The 12,495-nt window shown below is 62.4% G+C and carries 15 protein-coding genes; 4 read left to right on the top strand and 11 right to left on the bottom strand.

Annotated features, from left to right (window positions below):
• Window positions 1–16: 16 nt before the first annotated feature.
• The 7 genes from DBV08_RS05000 to DBV08_RS04970 are packed head-to-tail and all read right to left on the bottom strand — an operon-like array spanning window position 17 to window position 5,814.
• Window positions 17–1,147, bottom strand: a complete 1,131-nt coding sequence (locus DBV08_RS05000; RefSeq protein ID WP_124566718.1) for a steroid 3-ketoacyl-CoA thiolase — start codon at window positions 1,145–1,147, stop codon at window positions 17–19.
• Window positions 1,144–1,980, bottom strand: a complete 837-nt coding sequence (locus tag DBV08_RS04995) for an SDR family oxidoreductase (RefSeq protein WP_124566717.1) — start codon at window positions 1,978–1,980, stop codon at window positions 1,144–1,146. The genes DBV08_RS05000 and DBV08_RS04995 overlap by 4 nt, the downstream gene beginning before the upstream one ends.
• A gap of 1 nt (window position 1,981) precedes the next feature.
• Window positions 1,982–3,190, bottom strand: a complete 1,209-nt coding sequence (locus DBV08_RS04990; protein WP_124566716.1) for a DegT/DnrJ/EryC1/StrS aminotransferase family protein — start codon at window positions 3,188–3,190, stop codon at window positions 1,982–1,984.
• A 32-nt stretch (window positions 3,191–3,222) separates the two neighbouring features.
• Window positions 3,223–4,404, bottom strand: a complete 1,182-nt coding sequence (locus tag DBV08_RS04985; protein WP_029254298.1) for a lipid-transfer protein — start codon at window positions 4,402–4,404, stop codon at window positions 3,223–3,225.
• Entirely contained in the window at window positions 4,401–4,814 is a 414-nt protein-coding gene (locus DBV08_RS04980; protein ID WP_124566715.1) for an acyl dehydratase, read from the bottom strand. The genes DBV08_RS04985 and DBV08_RS04980 overlap by 4 nt, the downstream gene beginning before the upstream one ends.
• On the bottom strand, window positions 4,811–5,239 hold the full coding sequence (locus DBV08_RS04975) for a Zn-ribbon domain-containing OB-fold protein (protein ID WP_124566714.1): 429 nt from the start codon (window positions 5,237–5,239) through the stop codon (window positions 4,811–4,813). Before DBV08_RS04975 ends, DBV08_RS04980 begins: the two co-directional genes overlap by 4 nt.
• Complete coding sequence (locus tag DBV08_RS04970; protein WP_124566713.1) at window positions 5,236–5,814, bottom strand: MaoC family dehydratase N-terminal domain-containing protein; 579 nt, start codon at window positions 5,812–5,814, stop codon at window positions 5,236–5,238. The genes DBV08_RS04975 and DBV08_RS04970 overlap by 4 nt, the downstream gene beginning before the upstream one ends.
• 65 nt (window positions 5,815–5,879) lie before the next feature.
• Here DBV08_RS04970 and DBV08_RS04965 point away from each other — a divergent pair, with 65 nt between their 5' ends.
• Window positions 5,880–6,593, top strand: coding sequence for a TetR/AcrR family transcriptional regulator (locus DBV08_RS04965; protein WP_172436514.1), 714 nt, complete (start codon window positions 5,880–5,882; stop codon window positions 6,591–6,593).
• On the opposite strand, the gene DBV08_RS04960 is transcribed toward DBV08_RS04965, so the two are convergent.
• The 4 genes from DBV08_RS04960 to DBV08_RS04945 form a co-directional block, all read right to left on the bottom strand.
• Window positions 6,580–8,052, bottom strand: coding sequence for an MFS transporter (locus DBV08_RS04960; RefSeq protein ID WP_124566712.1), 1,473 nt, complete (start codon window positions 8,050–8,052; stop codon window positions 6,580–6,582). The genes DBV08_RS04965 and DBV08_RS04960 overlap by 14 nt on opposite strands.
• An 86-nt stretch (window positions 8,053–8,138) precedes the next feature.
• Entirely contained in the window at window positions 8,139–8,708 is a 570-nt protein-coding gene (locus DBV08_RS04955; protein ID WP_095969614.1) for a TetR/AcrR family transcriptional regulator, read from the bottom strand.
• The gene (gene recR / locus DBV08_RS04950; RefSeq protein WP_003943917.1) at window positions 8,708–9,328 is read right to left on the bottom strand and encodes a recombination mediator RecR; all 621 of its coding nucleotides are present in this window, start codon (window positions 9,326–9,328) and stop codon (window positions 8,708–8,710) included. Before recR ends, DBV08_RS04955 begins: the two co-directional genes overlap by 1 nt.
• 12 nt (window positions 9,329–9,340) lie before the next feature.
• A complete protein-coding gene (locus tag DBV08_RS04945) occupies window positions 9,341–9,679 on the bottom strand; it encodes a YbaB/EbfC family nucleoid-associated protein (RefSeq protein ID WP_003943929.1) in 339 nt (112 codons plus the stop codon).
• A 109-nt stretch (window positions 9,680–9,788) separates the two neighbouring features.
• Between DBV08_RS04945 and DBV08_RS04940 the strand changes: the two genes are divergently transcribed.
• From DBV08_RS04940 to DBV08_RS04930, 3 genes are all read left to right on the top strand, one after another.
• Window positions 9,789–10,589, top strand: a complete 801-nt coding sequence (locus tag DBV08_RS04940; protein WP_095969613.1) for an Rv3717 family N-acetylmuramoyl-L-alanine amidase — start codon at window positions 9,789–9,791, stop codon at window positions 10,587–10,589.
• An 84-nt stretch (window positions 10,590–10,673) separates the two neighbouring features.
• Window positions 10,674–10,970, top strand: coding sequence for a hypothetical protein (locus tag DBV08_RS04935; RefSeq protein WP_124566711.1), 297 nt, complete (start codon window positions 10,674–10,676; stop codon window positions 10,968–10,970).
• Window positions 10,970–12,481, top strand: coding sequence for an alpha/beta hydrolase (locus DBV08_RS04930; RefSeq protein ID WP_124566710.1), 1,512 nt, complete (start codon window positions 10,970–10,972; stop codon window positions 12,479–12,481). The genes DBV08_RS04935 and DBV08_RS04930 overlap by 1 nt, the downstream gene beginning before the upstream one ends.
• The last annotated feature ends 14 nt before the right edge of the window (window positions 12,482–12,495 follow it).

The following is a 12,495-nucleotide window of genomic DNA, read 5'->3' as shown; positions in this document are numbered from 1 at the left end:
CAATCTTCGGTTCTGGTCAGATGCGTTCGAGAATCAGGCAGGTGGTAGCGGCGGACGCGCAGATCGCGATCAGGGCGATGGACTTGTCCCGGCGCTCCAATTCGTCGATGACATTGGCCAACAGCCTGATTCCTGTTGCACCGGCTGGATGGCCCAGTGCAATTGCGCCACCGTTGACGTTCAGCAATTCGGGATCGACGCCGTGAACCTTTGCGAAAGACATCGGTACCGAAGCAAATGCCTCGTTGACCTCGAACAGATCGATGTCGTCGATCGTCAGACCGGTGCGTCCGAGCACGATATTCGCCGCGTCGACGGGGCCGTCGAGCATGAACTCGGTGTCCCCGCCGATGACGCACTGCGCCAGTATCTTTGCCCGCGGCCGCACGCCGAGGGCCTTGGCTCGATCCTCGGACATCAGCAGAGCCGCACTCGCACCGTCCGAGACCTGCGAAGACGTTCCAGCGGTGTGCAATCCGCCCTCTTGGACGGTGCGCAGTTTCGCGAGTCCTTCGAGGCTCGATTCGCGCAGTCCCTGATCCCGGTGAACCGGAACGTCGGAGCCCGGAGCGACCACGTCGATGATGTGCGAGTCGAAGCGTCCTGCCTCCCAGGCTGCTGCGGCTCGCTGCTGCGAGCGCAACCCGAAGGCGTCGAGATCCTCGCGGCTGAAACCGCGCTTGACCGCAATCCGATCGGCAGCGGTGTACTGGTCGACGGTATCGAGTGACCACGACTCGGGCCGGGGTGTCCCCAGGCCCGTACCCACCTTGTACGTCAACGGCGCGCGGGACATCAGCTCGACTCCGCACGCCACCCCCACCTCGACTGCACCGATGGCAATTTGCCCGGCGATCAACTGCACAGACTGCTGCGCTGTGCCGCACTGCGCGTCGATCGTGGTGCAGCCGGCTTTCAACGGAAGGCCCGCATGCATCCAGGACGTACGCACGACGTTGCCGAACTGCTCACCGAGAGGCGTCACACAGCCACCGATGACCTGGTCGACCGCGTCAGGATCCACGCCGACCCGATCCAGCACGCCCTTCTGCGCATAACCCAACAGTTCCGCCGCGTGGACTCCGGACAGCCAACCCTCACGCTTGCCGAACGGCGTTCGTGCTGCGTCCACGATGACGGGCTTCATGCCAACTCCTCGGTTCGTAGTGCCGTTCCGTCCAGACCACGCACGGTCAGGGACCACTCGTCGATCAGGTCCAAGCTGACGCACGATCGAGCGGTGAACTCGGTGTCGCAATCGCACAACGCTGTGACCGCCTCCACCATTTGTTCCATAGATTCGACCTGATCCGGCCGGATAGTCTCACCGACCAGGACTCTTGCGCCCTCACTGAGCACCGCTGCCCGCGGTTGAACCGTGTTGACGCGAACCCCCTGGCCGTAGAGTTCCACGCCCATGCCGTTGCTCATCCTGTTGAGCGCCGCCTTGGACGCGCCGTACACTGTCATGGCAGTTCCCGGTTCGACCCACGTGAACGGCGGACCCTGCCACGGTTTGACGGTGCCGCTGGACACGTTCACGATCCAGCCGTATCCGTTTGCCACCATCCCCGGCACCACGGCTTGCATCAGATCGAGCGGTGCATGGACATTTGCCTCGAACATCAAACGTCGTCGCCGCAGTGGGTAATCCGACAGCGGCTGATAGATCGCCGCTGCCGCGTTGTTCACCAGGATGTCGATCGTCCCGCCAAGCTTCTCGATCGCCAGCGGCACAACGGTGTCGCGCTGCTGCTCGTCCGTCAGATCTGCGACAACTATCTCGACTCTGGTTCCGTACTTGGCAATTCGAGCCGCAGTCTCTTCGAGACTGCCCGGCAGGGTTGCATGCGTGTCGAGTGTCCGAGCCACAAGGGCGACGTCGGCACCCTCAGCTGCCAGTCGCTCTGCTACGCCCGCACCGATTCCGCGGCTGGAACCGGTGACAAGCGCTCGGCGGCCGTCAAAGCGCCTCGTCATGCTATTTGAACTTCGAAGCGAAGCGATTGATGCTCTCCGCAATCCGCGCAACTTCGTCGTCACGCAGGCCGTGGCTCATACCGAGTGTCATGCCGCGGGCAAAGACCGCGTCGGCTTCCGGCAGACCCTCGGCAGGCTGACGGAACTCGATGTTGTTCATCATCGGGTGACGAGTGACATTGCCGCTCCACACAGTTCGTGTGTCGATACCGTCCGCCTCGATGGCCTCCTGCAGGTCACTACGCGTGAAGGGTGCGTTCTCGTTGATCATCACCGGGTAGCACAGCCACGCGGTATCGAGACCGTCGAGTTCTACCGGCGTCGTGAAGAATTCGGGGTGAGCACCATATGCCGCTGTGAAGGCCGCAAAGGTGGCCTTGCGCGTCTTGTAGTTCTCTTCCAGCTTGTCGAGCTGCACCACGCCGTAGGCTGCGCCGAGTTCGGAGGGCTCGAAGTTCCACGACATGAGCTCGAAGATGAAATCGTTGTCGTAGTCGACGCCGTCGAGTTCTTCACGGAACACTCGACCGGACTTGGTGCTGCCGAACAGGTTCGGCTCGCTACGACGGCCCCAACGGCGAAGCAGAAGAGCCTTGTCTCGGCTGGCTTCGTCGTCGACGCACACCATTCCGCCGGTTCCCGCGCACGTGATGATGTGTGCCATCGAGAAACTGGTGACGACGATGTCGGCCCGAGAGCCGGTAGGAGTGCCGCGGAGCGTGGCGCCGATCGCATCACACGAATCCTCGATCACCTTGAGTCCGTGTCGATCTGCGATGTTGCGGATGACGTCCCAGTCCGGGCAGTTGCCGGCCAGGTTCGGCATCAGTATGGCACCGGTCTTCTCGGTGACCATGGCCTCGATCTTGGTGACGTCGACGTTGAACGTGTTCGGTTCCACGTCCACGAACACCGGCACCAGACCGGCACGAACGATCGGTGCGATGTCGGTGGAGAACGTCAGCGGCGACGTGATGATCTCGCTTCCGGCAGGCAGCCCGAGCAGCTCGACTGCCAAGTACAAACCCGAGGATCCCGAGTTGCACATGACGCCGAACTTCTTGCCGGCCAAGGCCGCGATGCGTTCTTCCATCTCGAAGACGTTCTTGCCGATGCGCAATCCTTGATGCCCGCTGCGCAAGACGTCGACAACCGCCTGTATTTCTTCCTCGCCGTGGGTGGCCCTGGCGTAGGTGATCCGCTCGCTCATCTTGTTCCTGCTTTCTCGAATAGGCGGCAGATTCAGCGATCTGCCGAGAGGACGAGCGCACTGTGCGGGACGGGAGAGCCGCCGGTCACGAGCACGTTGTCCAGAGTTTTGGTGGGTTGGTTGGTGGAGGTGCCGCGGATCAGGCGAACACCTTCGGCAATACCGTTGACGCCGTGGATGTATCCCTCACCGAGTTGACCGCCGTGGGTGTTGATCGGCAGGCGACCGTCCAACTCGAGATTGCCGTCGGCGATGAAGTCTTTGGCCTCGCCCCGACCGCAGAATCCGTACTCCTCGAGTTGAAGCAGGACCATCGGGGTGAAAGCGTCGTAGAGAATTGCGGCATCGATGTCGTCCGGACCGATACCGGCCTGGTCCCACAGTTGGCGCGCCACGAGTTCGACTTCCGGCATGCTGTCGATGTCGTCGCGGTAGTAGCTGCTCATCGAGATCTGTTGCGGACCTACGCCTTGCGCAGCACCGCTGATGATCGCCGGTTTGTGCGGCAGGTCGCGGGCGCGCTCCGCACTGACGATGACCAGCGCCTGTCCGCCGTCACTTTCCTGGCAGCAGTCGAGCAGGCGGATGGGGTCGGCGATCATGCGTGAGTTCTGATGGTCCTCGATAGTGATCGGGCGTTCGTAGAACCAGGCCTTGGGGTTGTTCGCGGCGTGCTTGCGTGAGAGAACCGAGATCTGACCGAAGTCGGCGCTGGTTGCCCCGTACTTGTGCATGTACAGCTTGGCCAGGAAGGCTTCCTGCTGCGCCGGGGTCAGAAGCCCGTACGGGTTGATCCAGTTCCGATACTCCTGGTCCGTCGACGCGTTGTACGCAAAGGGCGGTGGCCCGGCGCCGAATCGGTGACCTGATCTTTCGTTGAAGGCACGGTAGACGACCACGACGTCGGCGACACCACTGGCGACGGCAAGCGCTGCTTGCTGAACCGGTGCGCAGGCACCGCCGCCTCCGTGTGGAATACGACTGAAGAACGTCAGTTCCGGGATCCCGAGGGCGCGTGCGACCGCAATCTCGGGGTTGTTCTCCATGGTGAACAGCGCAAATCCGTTCACCTCTTCTGCCTCGATGTGAGCGTCGTCGAGCGCGGCGATCACGGATTCGCACGCCAACTGCCATTCACTGCGGCCGGAGTTCTTGGAGAACTCGGTGGCGCCGATCCCGGCGATGGCTGCTTGTCTCGAAAATCCTCGTGTCATGCGATTACCCTTTCCACCGGTTCGAGAGTCACGTCGGCCGTCACGTGTGTTCCGCGCGCGTTCTGCCCGAGAACTGTCACGGTGAGCGCCCGGCCGTCTGCGGCGGTGACCTTGCCGGTGAATGTCATTGTGTCTCCGGGGAAGTTCGGAACACCAAGCCGTAGTGATGTTTTGACGATTCGCGATCCCGGGCCGGACCAGTCGGTGATATAGCGGTCGACGAGCCCGTTGGTGGTGTTGATGCTCATGAAGATGTCGGGAGTTCCGCGACCCTGTGCCTTACCCGGATCGTGATGCACGTCCTCGAAATCCTGCGAAGAGATCGCGGTGGCGACGATGAGCGTTCGGTCCAACGGCAGTTCGAGGCTGGGGAGGGCCGAACCCACTTCGTAATCAAAAAGATTCGTCATTGCACCGATCCCCGTCGCCTCAGTTGCGGCAGCATCTCGCCGTGAGCGTGCTCGGAGAACGCCACTTCGAGTTCCATGCCGAATTCGAGTTCCTCGTGATCGATCCCCGCGATGTCGGCAACCAGTCGCGTGCCTTCTTCGAGGTCGACGAGCCCGACGGCGAGCGGGTACTCGAAGGCAGGATCCTTCGGGTGATGGATGACTGTGAAGCTGTGCAACGTGCATCGACGCGTGGATTCGACTGTGTCCCAACTGAACGAGCGGCATTCCGGGCAGGCGGGCGCGGGTGGGTGGCGCAGCGTCTTGCAATCCGCGCACCGTTGGATCTCGAGGCGACCCTCTTGTGCGGCGGAGAAGAAGAAATCGTTGTCGTCGGTGACGGTAAGTCTCGGTACAGCAGTATTGCGGGAGCCGTTCTCGCTCATGCGATTACCTCCTGGGCATCGAGCCGGGTATCGGGCTGGGCATCTGGTTTGAACCTGAGCAATCGAAAGCGCTCTTCGACCAACGCCTTTCCGTCCTGGTCGACGTACTTCTTGAACAGAGTGATGAAGCACCCGTGACCGAGGGCAGTCTGTTTGAACGGCGAGATCGCTTCGATGGTGAAATGCGCGGTGACGTGGTCTCCGGGGCTCAGCTCCGCGAAATACTCCTGCTCGACGTTGGTCGCGACAACGGACGTGTATCCGGCCTCGTCCAACAACGCCAGCAGTCGTGAATACGCGAAGTCCTCGGAGGCTCCGTCGGCGCGAAGTTGCTGGACCTGCCGATAACGTCGGTAACCCGCCATCACCCAGGTCGAAATCATGGCGGGCGGACAGACGACGTCTCGACGGCCGGTACTGCGGGCGGCCTCGGCGTCGACGTAGATCGGGTTGCGGTCGTCGTGCGCCTCGACCCAGTTGCGGATCATCGCCTCGTTGACCGCGTAGCGGGCGACCCGGGCAGGTTCGGCCTCTGCGCCGATGAAATTCGGAAATTGCGTCTGCAGGCTCTGCACTGAAATCCTCCGTGAACGAAAGTTGAGCAAGCGCTTGATTCTGAAGCTAGCATAGGAATCCGGAAGTGGAAACACGCGATCTCACCGACGAATTGGTTCGAGCCGGAGCTATCAGGCAGGATTGCGCTACGTTCGACGCCGGCAGCCCGGCACCCGCGAAACCCTGCCCTGAGCAGGACCGACAACCAGTGGAGATTTCAGTGGCATCACCAGATCGTCGGGAGAAGATCCTGGAGAGCTCAGCCGAGTTGTTCGCCAGGAAGGGTGTCGCCACCACGACCGTTCGCGAGATCGGCGACGCCGCCGGAGTGTTCTCGGGCAGCCTTTACCACTACTTCAAGTCGAAGAATGCGATAGTTGCCGAGCTCATGCGCGGCTTCATCACCGACATTCAGCTCCGCTTCGATCAGGTGGAGCAGACGGCGAACGGCCCCGAGGACGTCCTACGCGGCCTGATCCGCGAGACGCTGATCGTCATCGAACTGCACCCCCACCCGACGGCGATCTACCAGAACGATCGGGCCTACCTACGCGACAACGATCTCCTGCAATCCGTCGACGGGCCTTCCCGCCAGGTTCGCGAGCATTGGATGAAAGCGATTGCCGAAGGTGTCGATCAGGGAATCTTCCGCAAAGACGTGGCCCCGGAGATTTTCTATCGATCGGTACGCGACACCCTGTGGTCGACAACGCATTGGCCGGACCGCCAGAAGTACACCACCGAAGAGTTCGCGGATCTGATGATCACGCTCTTCCTCTCGGGATTCAGGGTCGCCTGACGAGATCCGGCAGATCAATGTGTTTCGGGGTTCGCCCCTGCGGCAACAGGATCGACACTGCGAATACGACCACCGCGCAACCCGCGCACACCAGGTAGGCGACGGAGAATCCGGTCCACGACGTGGAATGTTCCGAACCGCTGATCACGAATGCCGCGAGGATGGTTGCCACCGTCGCGCTGCAGATCGTGCTTCCGGACGTCCGCAGAAGTGAGTTCACCCCGTTGGCTGCCGCCAGTCGCTGACGCGGCACGGCAACCAGAATCAGCAGCGAGAGCGTGCTGTACACGATTGCAGTCCCGACTGCCGTGATACCCAGCGCCGCAACCACTCCCCACAGCGGCTTACCTGCAACTGCGTGAATCCCGTACCCTCCGGCGAGGAACACGGCACCGGTCAACATCGCAGTTCGTGAACCGAAGCGGTCGGTGATTCGCACCGCGACCGGCGAAAACAGCACCATCGCGATACTGGCCGGAATCTGACACAGCGCCGCCGCGATGATCGACAGGCCGTACCCGGCACCCGGCCCCTTCATCCCTTGCAGCAGCTGCGTGGTGATCAGCGTGTTCCCGAAGAAGGCGAACCCGACCAGCAGAGCCGCCAGATGCGGGATCAACACCGCACGCTTGACGAGAGCACGGACGTCGACCAACGGATTGACGTTGCGCCGCTGTTGAATTACCCAGAGCGTGAACAGCACCGCCGACGCGGCCAGCATGGAGATCACCGCTCCGCTGGTCCATCCCCAACTCGACCCCTGGGTGATCGGCACCAGTAGCGCGATCATCGCGGCACTCAAACCTGCAGCCCCGACGCCGTCGAATCTTCCCGACGGATTCGGCTCGGACTCTCGAATGAACAGCACCGCAGCAAGAGTCACGGACAGCCCGATGGCGGTGGTTACCCAGAACAGGACGTGCCAGTTCGAGTACTGCGCGATCATCGCGGAGAACGGTATACCCAAAGCTGTTCCGACGCCGAGCGTCGAACTCATCATGGCCACCGCGCCGTTGACCTTGTTGCGTGGCAACTCGTCGCGCAGCATGGAGATTCCGATGGGGATGACTGCCGACCCGGCCCCTTGCAACGCTCTCGCGAAGATGAGGACCGCGATGTCCGAGGACAGTGCACACAACATCGAGCCGAGAGTCATCATCGAGAAAGCGACGAGAAGCATCTTCTTCTTGCCGAACATGTCTGCGAGCCGGCCGAAGATGGGAGTGACCACGGCGCCGACCAGCAGCGTGACGGTCACCAACCACGACACGGCCGTGCGCCCGGCACCCGTGAAGTGAGGCAACTCCGGCAGCAACGGAACGATGACGGTCTGCAGAACTGCCTGGAACACGGCGGCGGCGACAACGATGGGAAACAGGAAGCGGGAGCGCGGCAGCGCCGGACTCGTATCGAGGGTGGGGACTGCTGATGTGCCCGGTGGACGGTCGAGCGTCGTCACCCCACACCGCCTGTTCCCACTAGGTAAATATCCGTTCACCTACATTAGGTGAACGGATATTTACCAAGCAAGAATTGTGACGCCGCTCACCCGTCGAGGAGCTTTTGGACAAGTGGTGCGTACAGGGCAACCACCTCGTCCTGGGTGCCGGTGGCATGGCCGGCCATCATCCGTCGGCGCATGATCGCCACTCCGACCACCATCGACATCGCCAGTTCCGCGCGCAATCTGGCGTCGGGGCCGGACAGGCGAGCGGCGAGAGTGTCGATCATCTGCGTCGAATAGTTCTCGCGCAGCTTGCGGTTGCTCTCTTCACTGACACCGCTCATGAACAACAAGCTCATGGACAGCGGCTTGTACGACTCCAGCGGCTTGGTGAACAAAGAGACCATGCGTTCGCCCAGCGAGTCGTTCGGTGCGTCGAATACCGTTATCGCCGCCGCGCGGAAGTCGACCAACTCGTCGTACAACTGCTCTTTGGATCCGAAGTACTTGATGATCAGCGGAGCGCTGACTCCCGCGTCTTCGGCAATGTCCTTGAGCGTGATCTCGCGGTACGGCCGAGTCGCAAACGCTTTCCCAGCCGACGCGATGATCTCCGCACGGGTCTGCTCGGACGTACGACGCACTTGCTGACCTTGCCCCGTACCGCTCATCAAGCGTTCCGCGACAATTCACGACGGCCGGACAATGCCCGACCCAACGTCAACTCGTCGGCAAATTCGAGATCGCCACCCATCGGAAGGCCCGAAGCCAACCGAGACACCGTCAGCCCCGGGATGTCTCGCATCATGCGAACGAGATACGTAGCTGTCGCCTCGCCCTCGGTATTGGGGTCGGTGGCGATGATGACCTCGGACACGTCGACACCGTCCTCCTGATTTGCGATGCGAGCCAACAACTCCCGGATGCGCAACTGGTCCGGCCCGATCCCCGAGAGCGGATTGAGCGCACCACCGAGCACGTGATAGCGACCCTTGAACTCCCGGGTGCGCTCGACAGCCTGGACGTCCTTCGGCTCCTCTACGACGCAGATCACCGTGCGGTCGCGACGTGCGTCGGCGCAGATGCGGCACTTCTCCTGATCGGACACAGTTCCGCACACCGTGCAGAACTGAACGCCGTCACGGATGCGCTGCAATGCATTCTTCAAACGGTCGATCTCGGGAGGCTCCACCGAAAGCAGGTGAAAAGCGATGCGTTGAGCGCTCTTCGGCCCGACTCCGGGAAGCTTCCCGAGTTCGTCGATCAGATCCTGAACCGGACCTTCGTACACGCGTTCTCGTTTCTAGAAGCCGGGAAGACCGGGAAGGCCTCCGCCGAGTCCGCCGGCCAACGGGCCGAGCTTCTCAGCAGCGACTTCCTGTGCCTTGCGCGAAGCGTCCTCGATCGCGCCGATCACCAGATCCTGCAGCGTCTCGACGTCTTCGGGGTCGACGACCTTGGGGTCGATCTGCAGACCGACAACCTCGCCGGTGCCCTTGACCGTGGCGACAACCAGTCCGCCACCGGCCTGACCGGTCACTTCGGCCTGAGCCATTTCCTGCTGCGCCGCCATCAATTGCTGCTGCATCTGCTGAGCCTGAGCCAACAGAGCAGACATGTCGGGTGCTCCACCTGGTTGCACGAGCGGTCCTTTCTACAGAGTTATCCCCACCAGCGTAGTCGGTGCGCGCTACCGTGAGCGGGTGCGCCGGAACCAGTCAGACACCGTAAAACCGTCAGGTAGGTCAAACATGGCATCACGTGTGTTCCGCTCCACTGCCCTGATCGCCGTGGTCGGGGCCGGGCTTCTGAGCGCTGCGTGCACGATTCCGACTGAGACTGCCGAGGCCACGACTTCGGTCGAGGTGTCTCCGCTCAGCACTGTCGCCGCTGACGTCCCCGCTGCGCTCACCGGCAAGGTCGTGTTCCTCGATCCCGGACACAGCGGGGCGAACGACGACAGCATCAATACCCAGGTCCCCACGGGCCGCGGCGGCACCAAGAACTGCCAGACCACCGGCACCAACACCGATGCCGGGTTCCCCGAGCACACCTTCAACTGGGAAGTCGCGAGCCTGGTCAAGAGCGAGCTCGAAGGCCGAGGCGCCACAGTCGTCCTGAGTCGACCCGATGACGTCAGCGTCGGATCATGCGTCGACGCACGCGCCGAAGCGGCCAATTCCTCCGGCGCCGACGTCGTGGTGAGCATTCACGCGGATGGCGCAGCAGCTGGCGCCGAGGGCTTCCACGTCTGCTACTCCGCTCCCCCGCTGAACACGGTTCAGGCCGGCCCGTCCGTGGCTTTCGCCGAAACCATGCGCGACTCACTCGTCACGGCCGGACTCACCCCGTCGACCTACATCGGTGACGACGGGCTGGCACCACGCGCCGACCTCACTGGCCTCAACCTGTCGCAGCGGCCGTCGATTCTGGTCGAACTCGGCAACATGCGAAATGCCGACGAGGCAGCGCGCATGACGAGCCCGGACGGTCAGCAGGAGTACGCAGCCGCCGTCACCAGCGGAGTCACCGCCTTCCTGACAACCCCCTGACCTCGCTTCTGTGGAGAAATCCCGCTTGTCCACAGGAAAGTCGTCACAGCCCCGGTAGCCCGCTCACCTGGATACGGTTCTGCCATGGGGCCGATACTTCAGGTAGACATTGCTGCGTTGCAGCAACTTTCGGCTGATCTGTCTCGAATTGCGGATCAGATCTCGGGGATCGATTCTGCCGGCCCGATCTTCGAAGCCTCGGCGGCCCTGAACTCGTCCGCCGTCACGGCTGTGTCGATCGGGAATGCAGACGTCATCGCGGACGCGTACCGGCACCTGGCTACGCAGTTGGGACTGATGGCGTCGGGAACCGCTGCCGCAGCAGGTCTGTACGACGCTGCCGAGGCAGAAGTGGTGTCCGAACTGCGCGGAGCCTACTGATGCGGCCCACCGTTTCTCAGCTTCGCGAGTGGTCACCGGAGAAATTGCGCACAAGCGCTTCGGAACTGATCGAAATCGACCGGCAGATCGAAGTTCTCGGCGATGACTCCGGACGCAGCGTCGACGCCGTCCGTGAATTCTGGCAGGGACAAGCGTCGAGCGCGGCGGCAGTGCTGTGGTCTGGCATCTCGCTTTCCTCGTCTCGGCTGTCGATCGCGGTTCGCGTAGTTGCGGATCTGTATGGCGGAGCGGCCAATACGATTGGTGTGGCGCGAAAATCAGTTCTGAATCTGGTCGAGGAGGCGACGCTCGAACACGGCTTGACGGTGTCAGACAGTGGGGCTGTATCGGCACCCGCGCCGAAGCAGCCGTGGAATGTGGCCGACGTCATGCAGGATTCCGAAAACGCCACGGCTGCACAGATTTTTCAGCAGAAGATCTCCACTGCGTTGACGTTGCTCGACGACCAAGACAACCGGGCCGCGACTGCTCTGGGTGAGGCATTCCGGGAGATCGGATCACTTTTGGGTAGTCAGCCTGATTCTCTGGGCCGCACAGTCGTCGACATTCTCGACGGGAGGTCGACACTCCCCGGGACACCCGCAGAACTACACCGACTGTGGGAAACACTGAGCCCCGGCGAGAAAGACGCGTTGGCGAGGTGGGATCCGTCCATCGGTAGCCTCGACGGCCTTCCCGCTCTCGACCGGGACTACTACAACCGGCGGTACCTCACTGTGCTCGAGCGGTTGCCGGATCGAACGGTAGCCGCGGGATATGCGGCCGTGCACGGCGAACTTCGACCGGACATGTTCCTTCTCTCGGTCACGGATGGGCACGCCGTCGTGGCAGTCGGTAATCCCGATGCCGCCGACAACGTCGCAACACTGGTTCCCGGAACCGGCTCCGGGCTATCCGGCGTCGGCGGCGATCTGCAACGAACCAAGGCCATGTACGACGCGGCCGTCGGGACGGTACCAACGGAAGCCACATCAGTGATCCTGTGGTCCGGATACGACTCTCCCCCAGGCATTCCCGACGCAGCATCGGATCTCTACGCCAACTCCGCGGCGCCGAGGCTGGACAGTTTTCAAAACGGGCTACGCGCCTCACACGACGGTCCGCCGTCGCACAACGTGGTGATCGGTCATTCCTACGGCAGCACCGTCGTCGGTGCTGCGACTACCCGTGGCGCTTCCCTCGACGTCGACGAACTGGTTTTCGTCGCCAGCCCGGGCGTCGATGCCGAGCGCGTGAACGAACTGAGCCTGGACCGCGTCGACGCGGCCGAGGTGGCGCGCCATGTTCATTCGACGACGGCCTTCTGGGATCCGGTCCAATTGATCCCCAAGATCCTCGGAATCCACGGGTTCGACCCCTCGGACCCGGAATTCGGCGCGCAGGTATTCACCGGATCACCCGGAGAGCCTGGGTTCGGAGTTCACAGCGATTACTGGGAAAGCGGAAACCCCGCACTCACCGAATTGGGGCGGATCATTACCGGCCCATGAAAGAAGGCGCCGTA

The organism is Rhodococcus sp. KBW08 (genome assembly GCF_003852455.1).
Taxonomy (GTDB): domain Bacteria; phylum Actinomycetota; class Actinomycetes; order Mycobacteriales; family Mycobacteriaceae; genus Rhodococcus_F; species Rhodococcus_F baikonurensis.
The sequence above is the reverse complement of the archived record's forward strand: the minus strand, read 5'-3'. Positions and strand labels throughout refer to the sequence as shown.

Coding starts and splice junctions, on each gene's coding strand:
- DBV08_RS04940 (WP_095969613.1), top strand. CDS start 9,789: ATGGCATCACGTGTGTTCCGCTCCACTGCCCTGATCGCCGTGGTCGGG.
- DBV08_RS04990 (WP_124566716.1), bottom strand. CDS start 3,190: ATGAGCGAGCGGATCACCTACGCCAGGGCCACCCACGGCGAGGAAGAA.
- DBV08_RS04935 (WP_124566711.1), top strand. CDS start 10,674: ATGGGGCCGATACTTCAGGTAGACATTGCTGCGTTGCAGCAACTTTCG.
- DBV08_RS04980 (WP_124566715.1), bottom strand. CDS start 4,814: ATGACGAATCTTTTTGATTACGAAGTGGGTTCGGCCCTCCCCAGCCTC.
- DBV08_RS05000 (WP_124566718.1), bottom strand. CDS start 1,147: ATGAAGCCCGTCATCGTGGACGCAGCACGAACGCCGTTCGGCAAGCGT.
- DBV08_RS04955 (WP_095969614.1), bottom strand. CDS start 8,708: ATGAGCGGTACGGGGCAAGGTCAGCAAGTGCGTCGTACGTCCGAGCAG.
- DBV08_RS04930 (WP_124566710.1), top strand. CDS start 10,970: ATGCGGCCCACCGTTTCTCAGCTTCGCGAGTGGTCACCGGAGAAATTG.
- DBV08_RS04995 (WP_124566717.1), bottom strand. CDS start 1,980: ATGACGAGGCGCTTTGACGGCCGCCGAGCGCTTGTCACCGGTTCCAGC.
- DBV08_RS04975 (WP_124566714.1), bottom strand. CDS start 5,239: ATGAGCGAGAACGGCTCCCGCAATACTGCTGTACCGAGACTTACCGTC.
- DBV08_RS04985 (WP_029254298.1), bottom strand. CDS start 4,404: ATGACACGAGGATTTTCGAGACAAGCAGCCATCGCCGGGATCGGCGCC.